Origin of the sequence: Mucilaginibacter defluvii, from assembly GCF_039543225.1 — a bacterium.
Lineage (GTDB): Bacteria > Bacteroidota > Bacteroidia > Sphingobacteriales > Sphingobacteriaceae > Mucilaginibacter > Mucilaginibacter defluvii.
Window position 1 is genome coordinate 605,651 of record NZ_BAABJI010000001.1, and the last position, 14,592, is coordinate 620,242.

Here is a 14,592-nt window from a genome sequence, read left to right on the forward strand (position 1 = left end):
TTTATTTCTGGAAACTTTTTTCAAAAAAACATTCGCAATACGGGTTAACTGCCTGTAAGGCAGTTAAAATATTTTTTACGGAACGTAGCTCTCCAGTATTTTAAAGCCACCTTCGGTTGTAATTTCAACTTGGTTGATGTTTTTCGGCAATAAAATGCTGTCGCCCATTTTAACATCAAGGGTGCCGCCATCATATTTAATGGTATAAGCGCCCGCTACGCAAACATGTATCACAAATGAATCAATGCTGCTGTAGTCGCGCGTGGTGCCCTCGGTAAAGTCAAGTACACTGGTGGTGAAGTACTGGCAGCTCACGGCTTCTACAACCTCGTTTTGCGTATGCTCGTAGGCTGTTTTATATTCCGGGTAAAATTTGTAGTCGATAGCGGCCAGGGCTTCTTCAACGTGCAGTTCGCGCTTGTTGCCTTTGTCGTCAACACGGTCAAAATCGTAAATACGGTAAGTGATGTCTGATGTTTGCTGAATTTCAGCGATCAGCAGACCAGCGCCAATGGTGTGCACACGCCCGGCAGGTAAAAAGTAAATATCGCCGGCGGTTACATCCTCACGGTTCAGAATATCGGTAAGGTGGCCGCTGTTGAATTTTTCGAGGTAAACCTGCTCGTTCACTTCCTGATTAAAGCCGGTAATCAGGGTGGAACCCGGATCGGCCTCGATAACGTACCACATCTCCGTTTTACCGAAAGAGTTATGGCGCTCCTTCGCCAGTTTATCATCAGGGTGCACCTGGATAGAAAGATCCTCATTGGCATCAATAAACTTAACCAGCAGCGGGAAGGTATTACCGAAGCGCTCGTAAACCTTTTCGCCCACCAGTTCGCCTTTGTATTCTTCAAGCAGATCGGCTAATGAGCGGCCTTCAAGCGCGCCGTTCGCTACTACAGACACATCGCTTTTAACGCCCGATATTTCCCAGGTTTCGCCGCAGTTTGGCAGGTTACCGAAATCTTTATTTAAGTAAGTATGTATTTTCTGTCCACCCCAAATTTTGTCTTTGTAGATGGTTTTGAATTTCAGAGGATATAATGCTGACATGATATTAAGTTTTATTGGCCGCTAAGTTATCAGTATTAAATAAGAAAGTAAACGCTAAAATGATTTAACGTTTTGTTATTTCTAAAATAAGGTTTGAGGTTGCCCAAAAAAAACAGGCCGCAATTTATAAAGTTGCGGCCTGTTTTTTTATTAAGATATCTAAATAATTACTTACCCAACTTAGCTTTCAGGTTTTCGTCGATAGCAGCCAAAAATTCTTCGGTGTACAGGTAGTCAACACCATGCTCAACTTTGGCTTTAGCGGTTATAGCTAAATCTTTGGTCATTTTACCACTTTCAACGGTTTCAATACAAACCTGCTCCAGTGTGTGGCAAAAATCAACCAGTTCCTGGTTGCCATCCAGCTTGCCGCGGAACTCTAAACCACGGGTCCATGCAAAGATAGACGCGATCGGGTTGGTTGAGGTTGGCTTACCGGCCTGGTGATCACGATAGTGGCGGGTTACGGTACCATGTGCTGCCTCAGCTTCCATAGTTTGGCCATCAGGCGTAACCAGGGTTGAGGTCATTAAACCTAACGAGCCGAAACCTTGTGCTACGGTGTCGCTTTGTACGTCGCCGTCATAGTTTTTACAAGCCCAAACAAAGTTACCGTTCCATTTAAGGGCGGCGGCAACCATGTCGTCAATCAGGCGGTGCTCGTAGGTAATACCTGCAGCGTCAAACTTAGCTTTGTAATCGTTTTGATAGATCTCTTCAAAAATATCTTTAAAACGGCCATCATATTTTTTCAGGATGGTGTTTTTGGTTGACAGGTACAATGGCCAGCCTTTCATCAGCGCCTGGTTAAAACAAGCGTGCGCAAAGCCTTTAATTGATTCGTCGGTATTGTACATGGTCAGCGCTACACCGTCACCTTTAAAATTATATACCTCGTATGATTGTTCAGGGCTGCCATCCTCCGGCGTAAAGGTTACGGTAAGTTTACCTTTGCCTTTAGCTAAAAAGTCGGTAGCGCGGTACTGATCGCCAAACGCGTGGCGGCCAATGCAGATAGGCGCTGTCCAGTTAGGTACAAGGCGTGGTACGTTACTCATTACAATCGGCTCGCGGAATACGGTGCCATCCAGTATATTACGGATAGTTCCGTTTGGCGATTTCCACATTTGTTTAAGGCCAAACTCCTTTACGCGGGCCTCATCAGGCGTAATGGTAGCACATTTAATACCTACACCATATTGTTTAATGGCGTTTGCGGCATCAATAGTAACCTGGTCATCGGTTTGGTCGCGATATTCAATACCAAGGTCAAAGTATTTTATATCCAGATCCAGGTACGGGAAAATCAGTTTATCCTTAATGAATTTCCAGATAATGCGGGTCATTTCGTCACCATCCAGTTCAACTACCGGGTTTTCTACTTTAATTTTTGACATAACTATCTGTTATTAGGTTTTTTTAAAGGTTTCAAATATATAAAATACAGGTTACGATGCTCCAAATAAATCCGTATAAAAAAAATAATACAATCGATTTACAAAGCAGCAGGCAAAGCTTTTTAAATACAGCTCAAACTATATACACCGTTTTGCCGTTTAACGGGGGACACTTTATTACAACATGCTATCTTATGATTACAAAATTTACCAGAATATTAATGCTTACGGCGTTGTCGGCCCTGGCAACCTTTTCGGCAAAAGCGCAACTTGGCTTTAATTACAGCCAGCACGATCTGGGGCTCGGCGTAAGCACCAACCAGGTTTTCGGCGATGCCGAAAAAACTACTACCACACTATCAGGTAATTTAAGTTATACCTACAATGCTACGCCATTTGTAAACTACATTGTTGAATTGCAGGGCGGTACGTTAAAAGGGGGCGATTCGGTTGAATACCGGTCAGGCAGGCAGTTTAAGAACAATTTCATCGCCGGATCATTACGCGCGCAGTTACAGGCGGGTGAGTTTATTGATTACTCGCGCAGTATGTTGATGGATATTCTTAAAAACGTTTATGGCTCGGTAGGAGTGGGGCTGGTATCAAACCGTATAAAAGAGGTATCGCGCAACTCAAACACCATTCCCGGTTATTATACGCCCGGAAAAGATAAAAGCACGGAATTTTATGTGCCGGTTAAGTTAGGTTATGAATATAAGATATTTAACAGTTACAACGAGCCATCCGTAAAAATCGACCTTGGCTACCAGGTTAACATTATGGCTGGCGAAAACCTGGACGGCTTTGATGCCGGAGATCGTAAGGATATATGGACGCAGCTTACCCTTGCTGTTAAGTTCTCAATCGGCGGCGTTACATCGCACCGCAAGCCTTTAATGCGCGATTGATTTTTGCGTGCTAATAAACATAATCAAACTTTGGCAGGGTTTTTAGTGTTATCTAAGTAATTAAAAACTGAAACCTATGGACCCAAAAAACCAATATCCAGGCTTTAATGATGACGGCCTGGAAAACGATAGCGAACTGAATAGCGAAATCGAATCGGATTCTAACCGTGATGCTGACGTTAATAACGCTACAGACGTAGAGGATTTGAAATTCAATGAGGACGCTGGCAGCTTTGAGCTGGATGTGGATAGCGAGGATCCGGACTATGACCATCCCGATCCGTATAATTCCGTAACAAAGAATGGCGACGACTTTGATTCTACTTACGATGAAGCCAACCCATACGCCGTTGACGAATATATACCAAATGAAAATCTGGAAACGGATGTAGAAAATTTAGGTATGCATATTGACAATGGCAGCATTACCGAGGTTGACCCGGTTGACGAAGCCATATCTCGCACGCCTGAGGATGACCGCGATGACCTGGATGAAGAGGGCTACCCCAAAAACGACGGAGATTATTTGAAATAGATCGATATTGAATGTTAATATGGAGAGCCGATAGTAACGTCGGCTCTTTTTTATTGCACAATCGCAATAACGGAGAGGTTTATATATTTTTTCCCTTTCTACCTTTTAGGAGATAGTTAGAGTGAGGCTTTAATCAATCTCGAGGTTCAGCTTGTTTTTCAACTCCACCAACTGCGGATTTTTGGCTGCCATGTATTGAAAAATCTCCTTGGCACCGTAAGGCTTGCGGTTAGCCTGTACCTCGTCAATCCGGGTGGTAATGTCCAGCTCAAAATTCTTCAGGTTACTGCGAAGGTAATTCAGTAAAAACGGACGCTCGTCGCGCAGGGATGCTTCCTGTACTTTGGTTTCAACTACCACTTCGTAAAGTACGGGGTTCAGCATCGCGGGCTTGCCGGTAAATATGGTAGCCAGTATTTTTTTGCCTTCGGCTTTTACGCGTTCGCCATATAAATTCCAGTAATGTAAAAACTGCTCCTGCGTAAAGCTTTCCTTGTCGTCGCCCTTCAGATAAGGGTCTTCCTCTTCTACAGCTACATCGTCAAGCGCGCTTAAGTTGTTAAGCGATGGTATTTTGATAGATGTAGATGGCGAATGCAGGTTTGGGATAAAAACTTTGGGCTTATCTGCCGGTGGCGGAGTAGCAGTTTGCGCCTGAGCAACCGGACGTGAAGTCTCCGGCTGCGGAGTGTTAACTAGTGGGTTAGCAGCCGGTTGCGGCTTAACTGTATTGTAGCCAACAGGCGTTTCGCTAACAATATTTACGGTGTTAGCTTCAGCCGGTTTAGATGCAGGCGGAGCGGCTATTGCTGGGGTATCAGGTTTTTTTTTTACCTCCCCTTCAGGCAGTGATACGTTGGCGGCGCTGAACATTGCAGGCAAATGGCACATCTTTAACAAAGCCAGTTCTACCTGTAAACGCTGGTTTTTGCTGAGCTTATAGTTAAGGTCGCACTGGTTGGCAATGTTTAATGCCGACAGCAGGAACGATACCGGTGCCGCTTGCGATTGCTGTAAATACCTGTTGCGTATATTTTCGCTTACCTCAAGCAGCTTTAAGGTTGATGTATCTTTACCCACAAGCAGGTTGCGCAAATGCTCTGACAGGCCCGAGATAAAATGCGCCCCATCAAATCCCTTGCCCAATATTTCATCAAACAACAGCAGCGTTTTGGCACTGTCGCCCGCTAACAGGCTGTCGGTAACGTTAAAGTAGTAATCATAATCCAGTATGTTCAGGTTATTGATTACGGATGAATAGGTAACATTGGCGCCCGAAAAACTTACAATCTGATCGAACATGGAAAGCGCGTCGCGCAAGCCGCCATCAGCTTTTTGGGCAATAATGTGCAGGCCATCCGGCTCATAGTTTACCTTTTCCTTTTGCGCTATCGATGCCAGGTGTGCGGCCATATCCTCCACACGGATGCGGTTAAAATCAAATATCTGGCAACGCGAAAGGATAGTGGGCAGTATTTTATGCTTTTCGGTAGTGGCTAATATAAAAATGGCGTAGTTAGGCGGTTCTTCCAGCGTTTTCAGGAAGGCGTTGAACGCCGCCTGCGACAGCATGTGCACCTCATCAATAATGTAAACCTTGTAACGGGCGGCCTGTGGCGGTATGCGTACCTGGTCAATCAGGCTGCGGATATCATCAACCGAGTTGTTTGATGCCGCATCAAGCTCGTGGATGTTGAAGGAGTTGCCATTCATGAATGAGCGGCACGAGTCGCAGGTACCGCAAGCCTCGCCATTTGGCTGCAAATTCTGGCAGTTAATGGTTTTGGCCAATATGCGCGCGCAGGTGGTTTTGCCCACACCTCGTGGCCCGCAAAACAAGAATGCCTGCGCCAGTTGGTTGTTTTTTATAGCGTTTTTGAGGGTGTTGGTTATATGCTGCTGGCCAACAACGGTTTCAAAAGTAGCCGGGCGGTATTTGCGTGCCGAAACAATAAAATTCTCCACAGGCATAAAGGTAGCTAAAAACTTTGGGAACGATAAACAGGTGTTGGTAAAATTAGAAATGCTTTTCCCTGGCGTGTTATAGCAATAAGCGCTTTTTTTAGGTACTCAACGTAGCATGTAGGATTAAACAATAAAGACTTAGCAGTAGTAATGTGAACTTATTTATTCTACTCCATATCCTTTGGAGGGGGGTGGGGTGAGGTTACAGCGCCAAGGCCATCTGCATGGGTTGCAGTGCGTTATTAGCGGTCGCTTTATTTCCATTAATCCTGTAAACAGCCGTTTCAACGTAACGGGAGGCAACGGTTATATGCACGTCACCCGCATGCTGGTTAAATAGTTCGAGTGCCAACTCGGGCGAATTATTATCTTTTGAAAGGTGCGCCAGCAATAGGTGCGTCATGAACGCCGGCCTATGCTCAATAAAAAGTTGCAGTGCCTGGGCGTTTGAAAGGTGGCCTTTACCGCCACGAATACGACGTTTTAAAAAGTAAGGGTACCGGCCATTGTCAAGCATTTGCTCGTCGTAATTAGCTTCTAAAAAGGCAGCGTGGCAAAGCTTAAAATACCTGGTCAGGTTGCTGCATACCGCTCCCAGGTCGGTAAACACGCCTATGGTAATGTCATCATTAGCCACAATAAAGCTGTATGGGTCGGCCGCGTCATGCAGTTTGCTGAATGCGGTTACAGTGAGGCTGCCAATGCTTACCGGCTCATGTTCGGTAAAGTTGACCACACAGTCAAGCATTAAACGGCCGTGCAGCATGGTACCGGGGGTAATGTATACCGGCAGCTTATATTTACGGCAAAGTACGGCCAGGCCGCTAATGTGGTCGCTATGCTCGTGCGAGATAAATATGGCCTTTACCTTGCTCATTTGCAGTCCTGAACGGGCCATGCGGCGCTCTACCTCGCGACAGGAGATACCCACATCAATTAACACGGCTTCATGTTCATTACCAACGTAATAACAATTGCCGTTACTGCCCGAATTTAGTGCTGCAATGTATAATGACATCGCGACAAAAATACCGGATTGTTTTTTAGCTTGATAATTTTTTTAGCAAAATGTTTAATCTTTTTTGCCGTATTGCTTTCGGCCCTGTTCAAAATGCTCCTCGTTTTGCTCAACACGTAAAGCGATAATCTCTTTAACCACATCAGCCGGCAGGCCCTGGCTTGCCTGGAACTGGATGGTAGTGCCTTTTATTTTGCAATCAGGCAGACGATTCTTAAATCGATCGATAACCGCTTTGCTCACCCCATAAAAACCGCAATGATTTTTAAACGCGGCAAAATGTACCAGCATTCCCTTGTACTTATAAGTGGGTATCTGGTAGCTGATGCACTCCTCGGCCTGCGGGGCAGCTTCCCTGATGGCGACGCGCATGTTAGTTAACGCGCTTTTTGCAGGCTCCGGCAATGCAGCGAGGTACTCATCAACCGTCTTGGCTACCAAGGGATTGTCTTTGCTGCTCATCATTAACCGGCGTAAGCCTTTTCCAATTCTGCTATATCTATCTTGATCATGCCCATCATGGCCTGTGCTACACGTTGCGCCTTAACCGGGTCTTTATCCTGCATCAGCTCAATCAGGCGGGTAGGGGTTACCTGCCATGATACACCGAACTTATCCTTCAGCCAGCCACATGCCGATTCGGTGCCGCCATCGCTAATAAAAGTATTCCAGTAATAGTCTACCTCGTCTTGATCTTTACAGTTGATCACGAATGATATGGCCTCGTCAAACTTAAACTGCGGACCGCCGTTCATGGCGGCAAACTCCACGCCGTTCAGTTCAAAATAAGCAACCAGCACCGAGCCGGGTGCACCGGGCATGCCCTCAGTAGCGCGCATTATACTGATCGGTTTCGATTCCTTAAATACGCTCAGGTAATAGTTCATGGCTTCTTCGGCGTTATTGTCAAACCAAAGGAAGGGCGCGATCTTTTGCATAATAGTTAGTTTTTATTGGTTAGAGCAGATTGTTTATACAAACTTACTTATAGCGGCGTTTATTCATGCTGTGCAAAAACGACATATTGAGGGGTCAGGCGCGACAGCCCTCAGCCAAAAGAAACCCGCCCAACCCTCCCAAAGTGAGGGCTTAAAAAGTAAAAGTCCAGTTAATGCTAATAAAGTGTTAACTTTTAAAAGATACAAAGCAAAATTTATCCCCCTCGGGGAGGATTTAGGAGGGGTACATTATCAAACTTTTACTAAATTAGGCTCTCATTACATGATACCATGAGCACAAAAAGCAGACGAAATTTTATAGCAACAACAGCAGTTATGGCAGCATCAACAGCGGCATCGGCATTGCCTTTGGCATCAGAAAAAAGCAAATATCCAATTGTACATCATGTGTTTTTCTGGCTTAAAAATCCTGGTTCGATAGAGGACCGTGATAAGTTGGTAGCCGGTGTGAAAGCATTAGCTAAAATAGAAACCATCAAGCAGATACATGTTGGTGTAGTGGCCAGTACCGAAAAGCGCGATGTGGTTGACAATTCCTGGGGCGTGTCAGAACTGATGTTCTTTGCCGATCTGGAAGGCCAGAAAACTTACCAGGATCATCCCATACACCAGGAATTTATAAAAAACCACAGCCACCTTTGGGAGAAAGTGATTGTGTATGATGCTGTTGAGGCGTAGTTAGTAAACTATCCTATCAATTAAGTTACATAATAATAAAGTTACACACTATCCTCGCCCTGGCATATTAAAAAGGGCACTTTTGCAGCATGAGAATGTTGATAAAGGGGATTGTGAGTATTTTATTACTAACTGCTACCACCAATTTATATGCCCAGCAAACCGGCACAGTTACCGGTGTGCTTACCGATGCCGAAACCAACAAGCCGGTTGAATTTGCGACGGTAGGTTTGTTTGATAAGGCTACCAATCAGCCGGTTAAGGGCGTGCAAACCGGGCTGGATGGAAAGTTCGCCATCAACGGCTTGGCTGATGGTAGCTACCAGGTACGTATAACGTTTGTAAGCTACGCCAGCTTTACCAAGGATAGCATTATCATTAGCGCTGCGAAAAAGGTATTTAACCTGGGCACAATAAAACTTGCACGCACCAACAGCGTGTTGAAAGAGGTGGTGGTTAAGGCGCAGCCTAATACAATACAGCTTGGGGTTGATAAAAAAACCTTTAGCGTTGACCAGAGTTTGGTAAGTCAGGGCGGATCGGCCACTGATTTGCTGAGCAATGTACCATCGGTACAAGTGGATGTGGACGGTAACGTGAACCTGCGCGGCTCAAGCAACGTGCGCGTGCTGATCAACGGCAAACAATCGGCTTTAACAGGCGGCAGCGTAAGCGATATTCTGCAATCGTTACCCGCCAGTTCTATCGAAAATATTGAGGTGATCACTAATCCGTCATCCAAATACGATCCGGAAGGGCAATCAGGTATTATCAACATCATTCTAAAAAAGAATGCCCGGGTAGGATTTAACGGACAAGCCGCTTTTACCGCCGGTAATTACGATACCTATAACGGCAATCTTAATCTGGGTTATCAAACCGAAAAATTTAACCTTTATACCAACTACAGCTACCGCCATGGCAAAAGGGTAGGCAATGGTTTTACCAACAGACAAACGTTTATTGGCGCCGATACGCTGTTCCAGAATCAAACGCAGGATCAGAGCTTTGTGTTCGATTCGCATAACATCAGGGCGGGTATTGATTGGAACGCGGCCGAAAAAACGACCATCAGCTTATCAGGTAATGTAAATACCCGCAAACGCGATCGTTACCAAACCGGCTCAACTGACTTGTTTGGTCAAAGCGGCTTAACCCAGCAAACCATTCAAAACAACGTAAGCAACGGCAGCGGAACAAACTTTGATATCAACCTCGATCTGGACCAGAAATTTAAACGCAAGGGTGAGCAGTTAACCGCTAACTTGGGCTACTCGCGCGGCGATGAGGATAATTACGATTACCTGAACACTGCCTACCGGTATTACGAGCCTGCATCATTAACCAACTTTTTGCAGAACAATTACAACAAGGAGAAAGAAAACAACTGGAACATACAAGCCGATTATGTACTGCCTTTTGCGGATAACAAAGGCAGGTTTGAAGCAGGTTACCGCAGTACCATCGCCAAAAACGATAACGATTATCTGGTTGATACCGCCTTTACCCAAGGCATGTTTCAGCGAGATCTAAGCCAGACCAACCGCTTTTTATATAATGAATATATACATGCCGTTTACGCTAACTATCAGCGCCAGTTTGGTAAATTCGGCATACAGGCCGGTGTAAGGCTGGAGGATGCCAACATACGCACTTCGCTTATTGATAGCGCCAGCACCGTACGTAATAACCAGGATTATTTCAGGGTATATCCGAGCATCTTCCTGAGCCAAAAACTAACCGACGCGCAAACCCTGCAGTTAAGCTATACCCGTAGGGTGAGCAGGCCGAGAGAGCGGCAGCTATCCCCGTTTTTAGACAGGAGCGATCCACTGAACTACCAGCAGGGTAATCCCCTTTTAAGGCCTGAGGATACACATTCCTTTGAGTTGAGTTATATTAATTACTGGAAGGCACTTACGCTGACATCATCGCTGTATTACCGCCTTACTAACCAAAACTTTCAGCGCATAAGCGTGGCGTTGGATAGCAGCCGTACACTTACACGTTTTGAGAATGTGAACAGCGCGCGTAACGCCGGTTATGAACTGATAGCCAAATGGAATTTTTCGCAAGCCTTTGATGTTACCGGTAACGTAAATGTTTATTACCGCCAGATAGATGGTGATGCTGACCTGGGTTTGCAGGAAACATCCGGCTATGCCTGGAATGCCAACATAACAGGTAATATCAAACCCATAAAGAAGCTGGGTGTACAGTTAAGGTATGATTACCAGGGGCCGCAGGTTATAGCACAGGGTAAAATGAAGGCCATGTATGGTTTGGATGCAGGCGTAAAGTATGATATTACCGATAAACTTAACCTGAGCGCTAACGTGCGCGACGTATTTAATACGCGCCGTTTCCGCTCAGAGATCAATAACCTGATAGGGCCGTACCCTTATTATCAGGAGTCGTCAAGGCGTTTTTCTATGCGGGTAATATCGTTTTCGATAGGTTACCGCTTTGGCTCAACCGGTCGCAAAAGCGAAAACAACAAAAAACAAAGCCGCGAGCAAAATCAAGGCGATGTACAGCAGGATGAAGGGATGAGGTAGAACCTCACCCAACCCTCTCCAAAGGCGAAGGAGTGAATAGATATTTATAAAATATTTTGTCATTTCGACAAAGGAGAAATCCGCCGCCGGGGTATAAACACGTGCAGATCTGTTACTATCGTTCGAGATGACAAGGGAAAAAAGCAAGGCATAAACCAATCATAAACTAATTCTCCGGCCTCTTAATTTCCGGGTAGCATTGATGATGCACTGGCTTTCATAGAAAATTAAACAGCGGCGACTTTTGCTTCTTTTGTTCACACAAAAGAAGTTTATGACAGGTAATTAAGATGCTTATAGTGCTTTATTTAACAATTGTGCTCTATCTATCGTTAGTTTGCTCTTGGCCGCAGAGCCCAGTTACTTTATCTTAGACACAAAGTAACCAAAAGTCAAGCCGGAAAAAACCTTCAGCCGCACAAGGCCATACCCCGGCCCGGTTTTCCGGCAGGCCACCACACGTATTAAATAAATTTTTGTTATTACAACATGTCTTGTAACAATTCCTTTACAAATTAATTTTAGCGAAATTTTGTAATATTATGCCTTCCCTGACAAGCGCGCGGCAGCAACCGGCCTTGTTATAACTTACAGTTGATTAAATACTAAAAAATGACCAGACCTCTAAAAAGCTTCTTGCTTGCAGCGTCGGTGTTGGCGGCATCGCTTACCGCTAATGCACAACAGGCGCAGCCCAAACTCGTTGAAAAGGTTACCCGTAAAGGTACCGAGTTAGTTATCCCGTATGAAAAATACGTATTGCCTAACGGCCTTACCGTAGTTTTAACCGAAGATCATTCAGACCCTATTGTTCACGTTGACGTTACCTACCACGTTGGTTCAGCCCGTGAGGAAATTGGTAAATCAGGTTTCGCGCACTTTTTTGAGCATATGATGTTCCAAGGGTCAGACCATGTGGCCAATGGCGATCACTTCAAGATAATTACCGCGGCAGGTGGTACCCTTAACGGTTCAACCAACCGCGACCGTACCAACTATTACGAAACCGTACCCGCCAATCAGCTCGAAAAAATGCTTTGGCTGGAGTCAGACCGTATGGGTTACTTGCTTGACGCCGTTACCCAGCAAAAATTCGAGGTTCAGCGTGCAACCGTAAAAAACGAACGCGGCCAGAACTATGATAACCGCCCTTACGGTTTGGTGGGCGAATATTCTTCACGGTCATTATACCCTTATGGGCATCCATACTCATGGTTAACCATCGGTTATATAGAGGAGTTGAACGCGGTCAGCCTGGCCGACTTGAAAAACTTCTTTTTACGCTGGTACGGACCAAACAACGCTACCATTACCATCGGGGGCGACATCAATACAAAACAAACCCTGGCATGGGTAAGCAAATATTTTGGCGGCATACCACGCGGCCCTGAGGTTAAGAACGTTAACCTGCCTGCGCCGGTGCTGAAGGCAGATCGTTATGTATCGTATACCGATAATTACGCTAAGCTGCCTTTGCTGTCCATAAGCTATCCGGGTGTTAAAATGTACGCCAAGGATATGTCGGCGCTTGATGTACTTTCAAACATCATCGGCCAGGGTAAAAACTCTATCTTCTACAAAAACTTTGTAAAGACCCGTAAGGCGGCCCAAGCTTACATGGGCTCATCAAATACCGAACTTGCGGGCGAGATCAGCATCCGTGTCATCCCGTTCCCGGGCCAGTCATTGGCTGATATGAAAAAGCTGGTGGACTCATCACTGATCGAATTTGAAAAGAAAGGCGTTAGTGATGACGACCTGACCCGTTTCAAAGCAAGTGCAGAGGCCAATTATATCAACGGACTACAAAGCATCAGCGGCAAGGTGTCTGAGTTGGCTGCCGCCCAAACCTTTACCGGTAACCCTAACCAAATAGGCCGCGAGTTAAACGACATCCGCTCGGTAACCAAGGCTGATGTAATGCGTGTTTACAACCAGTATGTAAAAGGCAAGCCTGCTGTTATATTAAGCGTGCTGCCAAAAGGCGGCAGCGCACAGTCTGTTGCTCCTGATAATTATACTATTGATAAGTCAGGTTACAAAGCCCCTGATTATGGTTACAACGGTTTAAAATATGTTAAAGCGAAAGATAACTTTGACCGTGCAAAAGTACCGGGTACCGGCGCCAACCCAGCTATAAAAGTTCCGGCTATATGGACGGCTATAACCTCCAACGGTATCCGCATGGTAGGTACGGATACCAAGGAAATACCGACTGTAACCATTGCTATGTCAATAGACGGTGGTGGTCTGTGGGCTATCAGCAATCCGCAAAAAGCTGGTTTGGCGAATATTGTTGCCCGTATGCTAAATGAGGATACCAAGAACTACACTGCCGAGCAATACAACGCTGAACTGGAAAAACTGGGTAGCGACATCAGCGCGTATGCCACTACCGACAATATTTCAATAGAGGTATCATCATTAACTAAAAACCTTGATAAAACCATAGCGCTGTTACAGGAAAAACTGTTCAATCCTAAATTTACCCAGGAAGCGCTTGACCGTAACAAAACCCAGATAATGGAAGGCTTTAAGCAAGCCAAAACCCAGCCCGCAGGCGTTGCATCAAGCGTGTACAACAAAATTTTGTACGGGGTTGATAATGTGCGTACCTTCTCAACCACAGGTAACGAGCAAACCGTACCGGGCATAACTCTGCAGGATGTACAAAACTACTACGATAGCTACTTTGTGCCATCATTAACTAAAGTGGTTGTGGTTGGCGATATTAACGAGGCTGCGGTTAAAACCAAGCTGGCCTTCCTGAACACCTGGAAAGACAAAAAAGTTGATCTGCCAAAACCTGCTGATGGTAAATCGTTCGATAAAGCTACGCTTTACCTGGTTGACGTACCAAACGCAGCACAATCAGAGATACGAGTTGGTTACCTGAGCGGCCTTAACTATGATGCTACCGGCGATTATTACAAGCTGGGCATAGCAAACTATATATTAGGTGGCGCTTTCAACAGCCGTATCAACATGAACCTGCGTGAAAACAAGGGCTGGACATACGGCGCCCGTTCTGGTTTCGCGTCGGGTAAGTTTGGCGGTAACTTTACTGCGAGTGCTGGTGTGCGTGCCTCATCAACCGATAGCGCGGTAGTAGAATTTATCAAGGAGATAAAAAATTACAATGCCACCGGTATAACTAATGATGAGTTGGCATTTACCAAGCAGTCGATAGGTCAGAGCGATGCGCGTAAGTACGAGACTAACGGACAAAAAGCCAACTTCCTGTCCATGCTGCTGGAGTATGATCTGAAACCAACCTATGTTGACGAGCAGAACAAGATACTGACCGGCATTAACAATATCGAGATCAACACGCTGGCTAAAAAATATTTGAATACCGATAAGATGGTGATACTGGTTGTAGGCGATAAAGCCAAAGTATTACCGGGCCTGCAAAAATTAGGCTACCCAATTGTGGAGCTTGACGCAGACGGCAAAACACTCTAAGTAAAGCTAAATAACAACAGTATAGCCCTTCAGTGAAAATTGAAGGGCTTTTT

Annotated in this window: 11 protein-coding genes; 5 read left to right on the plus strand and 6 right to left on the minus strand. The window is 45.4% G+C overall.

Annotation, left to right across the window (positions count from 1 at the left end):
- Positions 1 to 75: 75 nt before the first annotated feature.
- The gene (locus ABD960_RS02700) at positions 76 to 1,056 is read right to left on the minus strand and encodes a type I phosphomannose isomerase catalytic subunit (protein ID WP_345329340.1); all 981 of its coding nucleotides are present in this window, start codon (positions 1,054 to 1,056) and stop codon (positions 76 to 78) included.
- Between the two features lie 167 nt (positions 1,057 to 1,223).
- The gene (locus tag ABD960_RS02705) at positions 1,224 to 2,453 is read right to left on the minus strand and encodes an NADP-dependent isocitrate dehydrogenase (RefSeq protein ID WP_345329341.1); all 1,230 of its coding nucleotides are present in this window, start codon (positions 2,451 to 2,453) and stop codon (positions 1,224 to 1,226) included.
- Positions 2,454 to 2,647: 194 nt separating this feature from the next.
- Between ABD960_RS02705 and ABD960_RS02710 the strand changes: the two genes are divergently transcribed.
- Positions 2,648 to 3,361 (plus strand): hypothetical protein, encoded by a 714-nt coding sequence (locus tag ABD960_RS02710; protein ID WP_345329342.1) that lies wholly within the window; start codon positions 2,648 to 2,650, stop codon positions 3,359 to 3,361.
- A 76-nt stretch (positions 3,362 to 3,437) separates the two neighbouring features.
- Positions 3,438 to 3,896, plus strand: a complete 459-nt coding sequence (locus ABD960_RS02715; RefSeq protein ID WP_345329343.1) for a hypothetical protein — start codon at positions 3,438 to 3,440, stop codon at positions 3,894 to 3,896.
- A gap of 129 nt (positions 3,897 to 4,025) precedes the next feature.
- On the opposite strand, the gene ABD960_RS02720 is transcribed toward ABD960_RS02715, so the two are convergent.
- The 4 genes from ABD960_RS02720 to ABD960_RS02735 form a co-directional block, all read right to left on the minus strand.
- Positions 4,026 to 5,861 (minus strand): DNA polymerase III subunit gamma/tau, encoded by a 1,836-nt coding sequence (locus ABD960_RS02720; protein ID WP_345329344.1) that lies wholly within the window; start codon positions 5,859 to 5,861, stop codon positions 4,026 to 4,028.
- A gap of 202 nt (positions 5,862 to 6,063) precedes the next feature.
- Positions 6,064 to 6,879: an MBL fold metallo-hydrolase gene (locus ABD960_RS02725; RefSeq protein ID WP_345329345.1), complete on the minus strand. Its 816-nt coding sequence runs from the start codon at positions 6,877 to 6,879 to the stop codon at positions 6,064 to 6,066.
- 54 nt (positions 6,880 to 6,933) lie between these two features.
- Positions 6,934 to 7,344 (minus strand): iron chaperone, encoded by a 411-nt coding sequence (locus tag ABD960_RS02730; RefSeq protein ID WP_345329346.1) that lies wholly within the window; start codon positions 7,342 to 7,344, stop codon positions 6,934 to 6,936.
- Positions 7,344 to 7,817: a VOC family protein gene (locus tag ABD960_RS02735; RefSeq protein ID WP_345329347.1), complete on the minus strand. Its 474-nt coding sequence runs from the start codon at positions 7,815 to 7,817 to the stop codon at positions 7,344 to 7,346. The genes ABD960_RS02730 and ABD960_RS02735 overlap by 1 nt, the downstream gene beginning before the upstream one ends.
- A 336-nt stretch (positions 7,818 to 8,153) precedes the next feature.
- On the opposite strand from ABD960_RS02735, the gene ABD960_RS02740 reads away from it, so the two are divergent.
- From ABD960_RS02740 to ABD960_RS02750, 3 genes are all read left to right on the plus strand, one after another.
- Positions 8,154 to 8,516, plus strand: coding sequence for a Dabb family protein (locus ABD960_RS02740; protein WP_345329348.1), 363 nt, complete (start codon positions 8,154 to 8,156; stop codon positions 8,514 to 8,516).
- Positions 8,517 to 8,605: 89 nt separating this feature from the next.
- On the plus strand, positions 8,606 to 11,074 hold the full coding sequence (locus ABD960_RS02745; protein ID WP_345329349.1) for a TonB-dependent receptor: 2,469 nt from the start codon (positions 8,606 to 8,608) through the stop codon (positions 11,072 to 11,074).
- 612 nt (positions 11,075 to 11,686) lie between these two features.
- Entirely contained in the window at positions 11,687 to 14,539 is a 2,853-nt protein-coding gene (locus ABD960_RS02750; RefSeq protein ID WP_345329350.1) for a M16 family metallopeptidase, read from the plus strand.
- Positions 14,540 to 14,592: the final 53 nt, after the last annotated feature.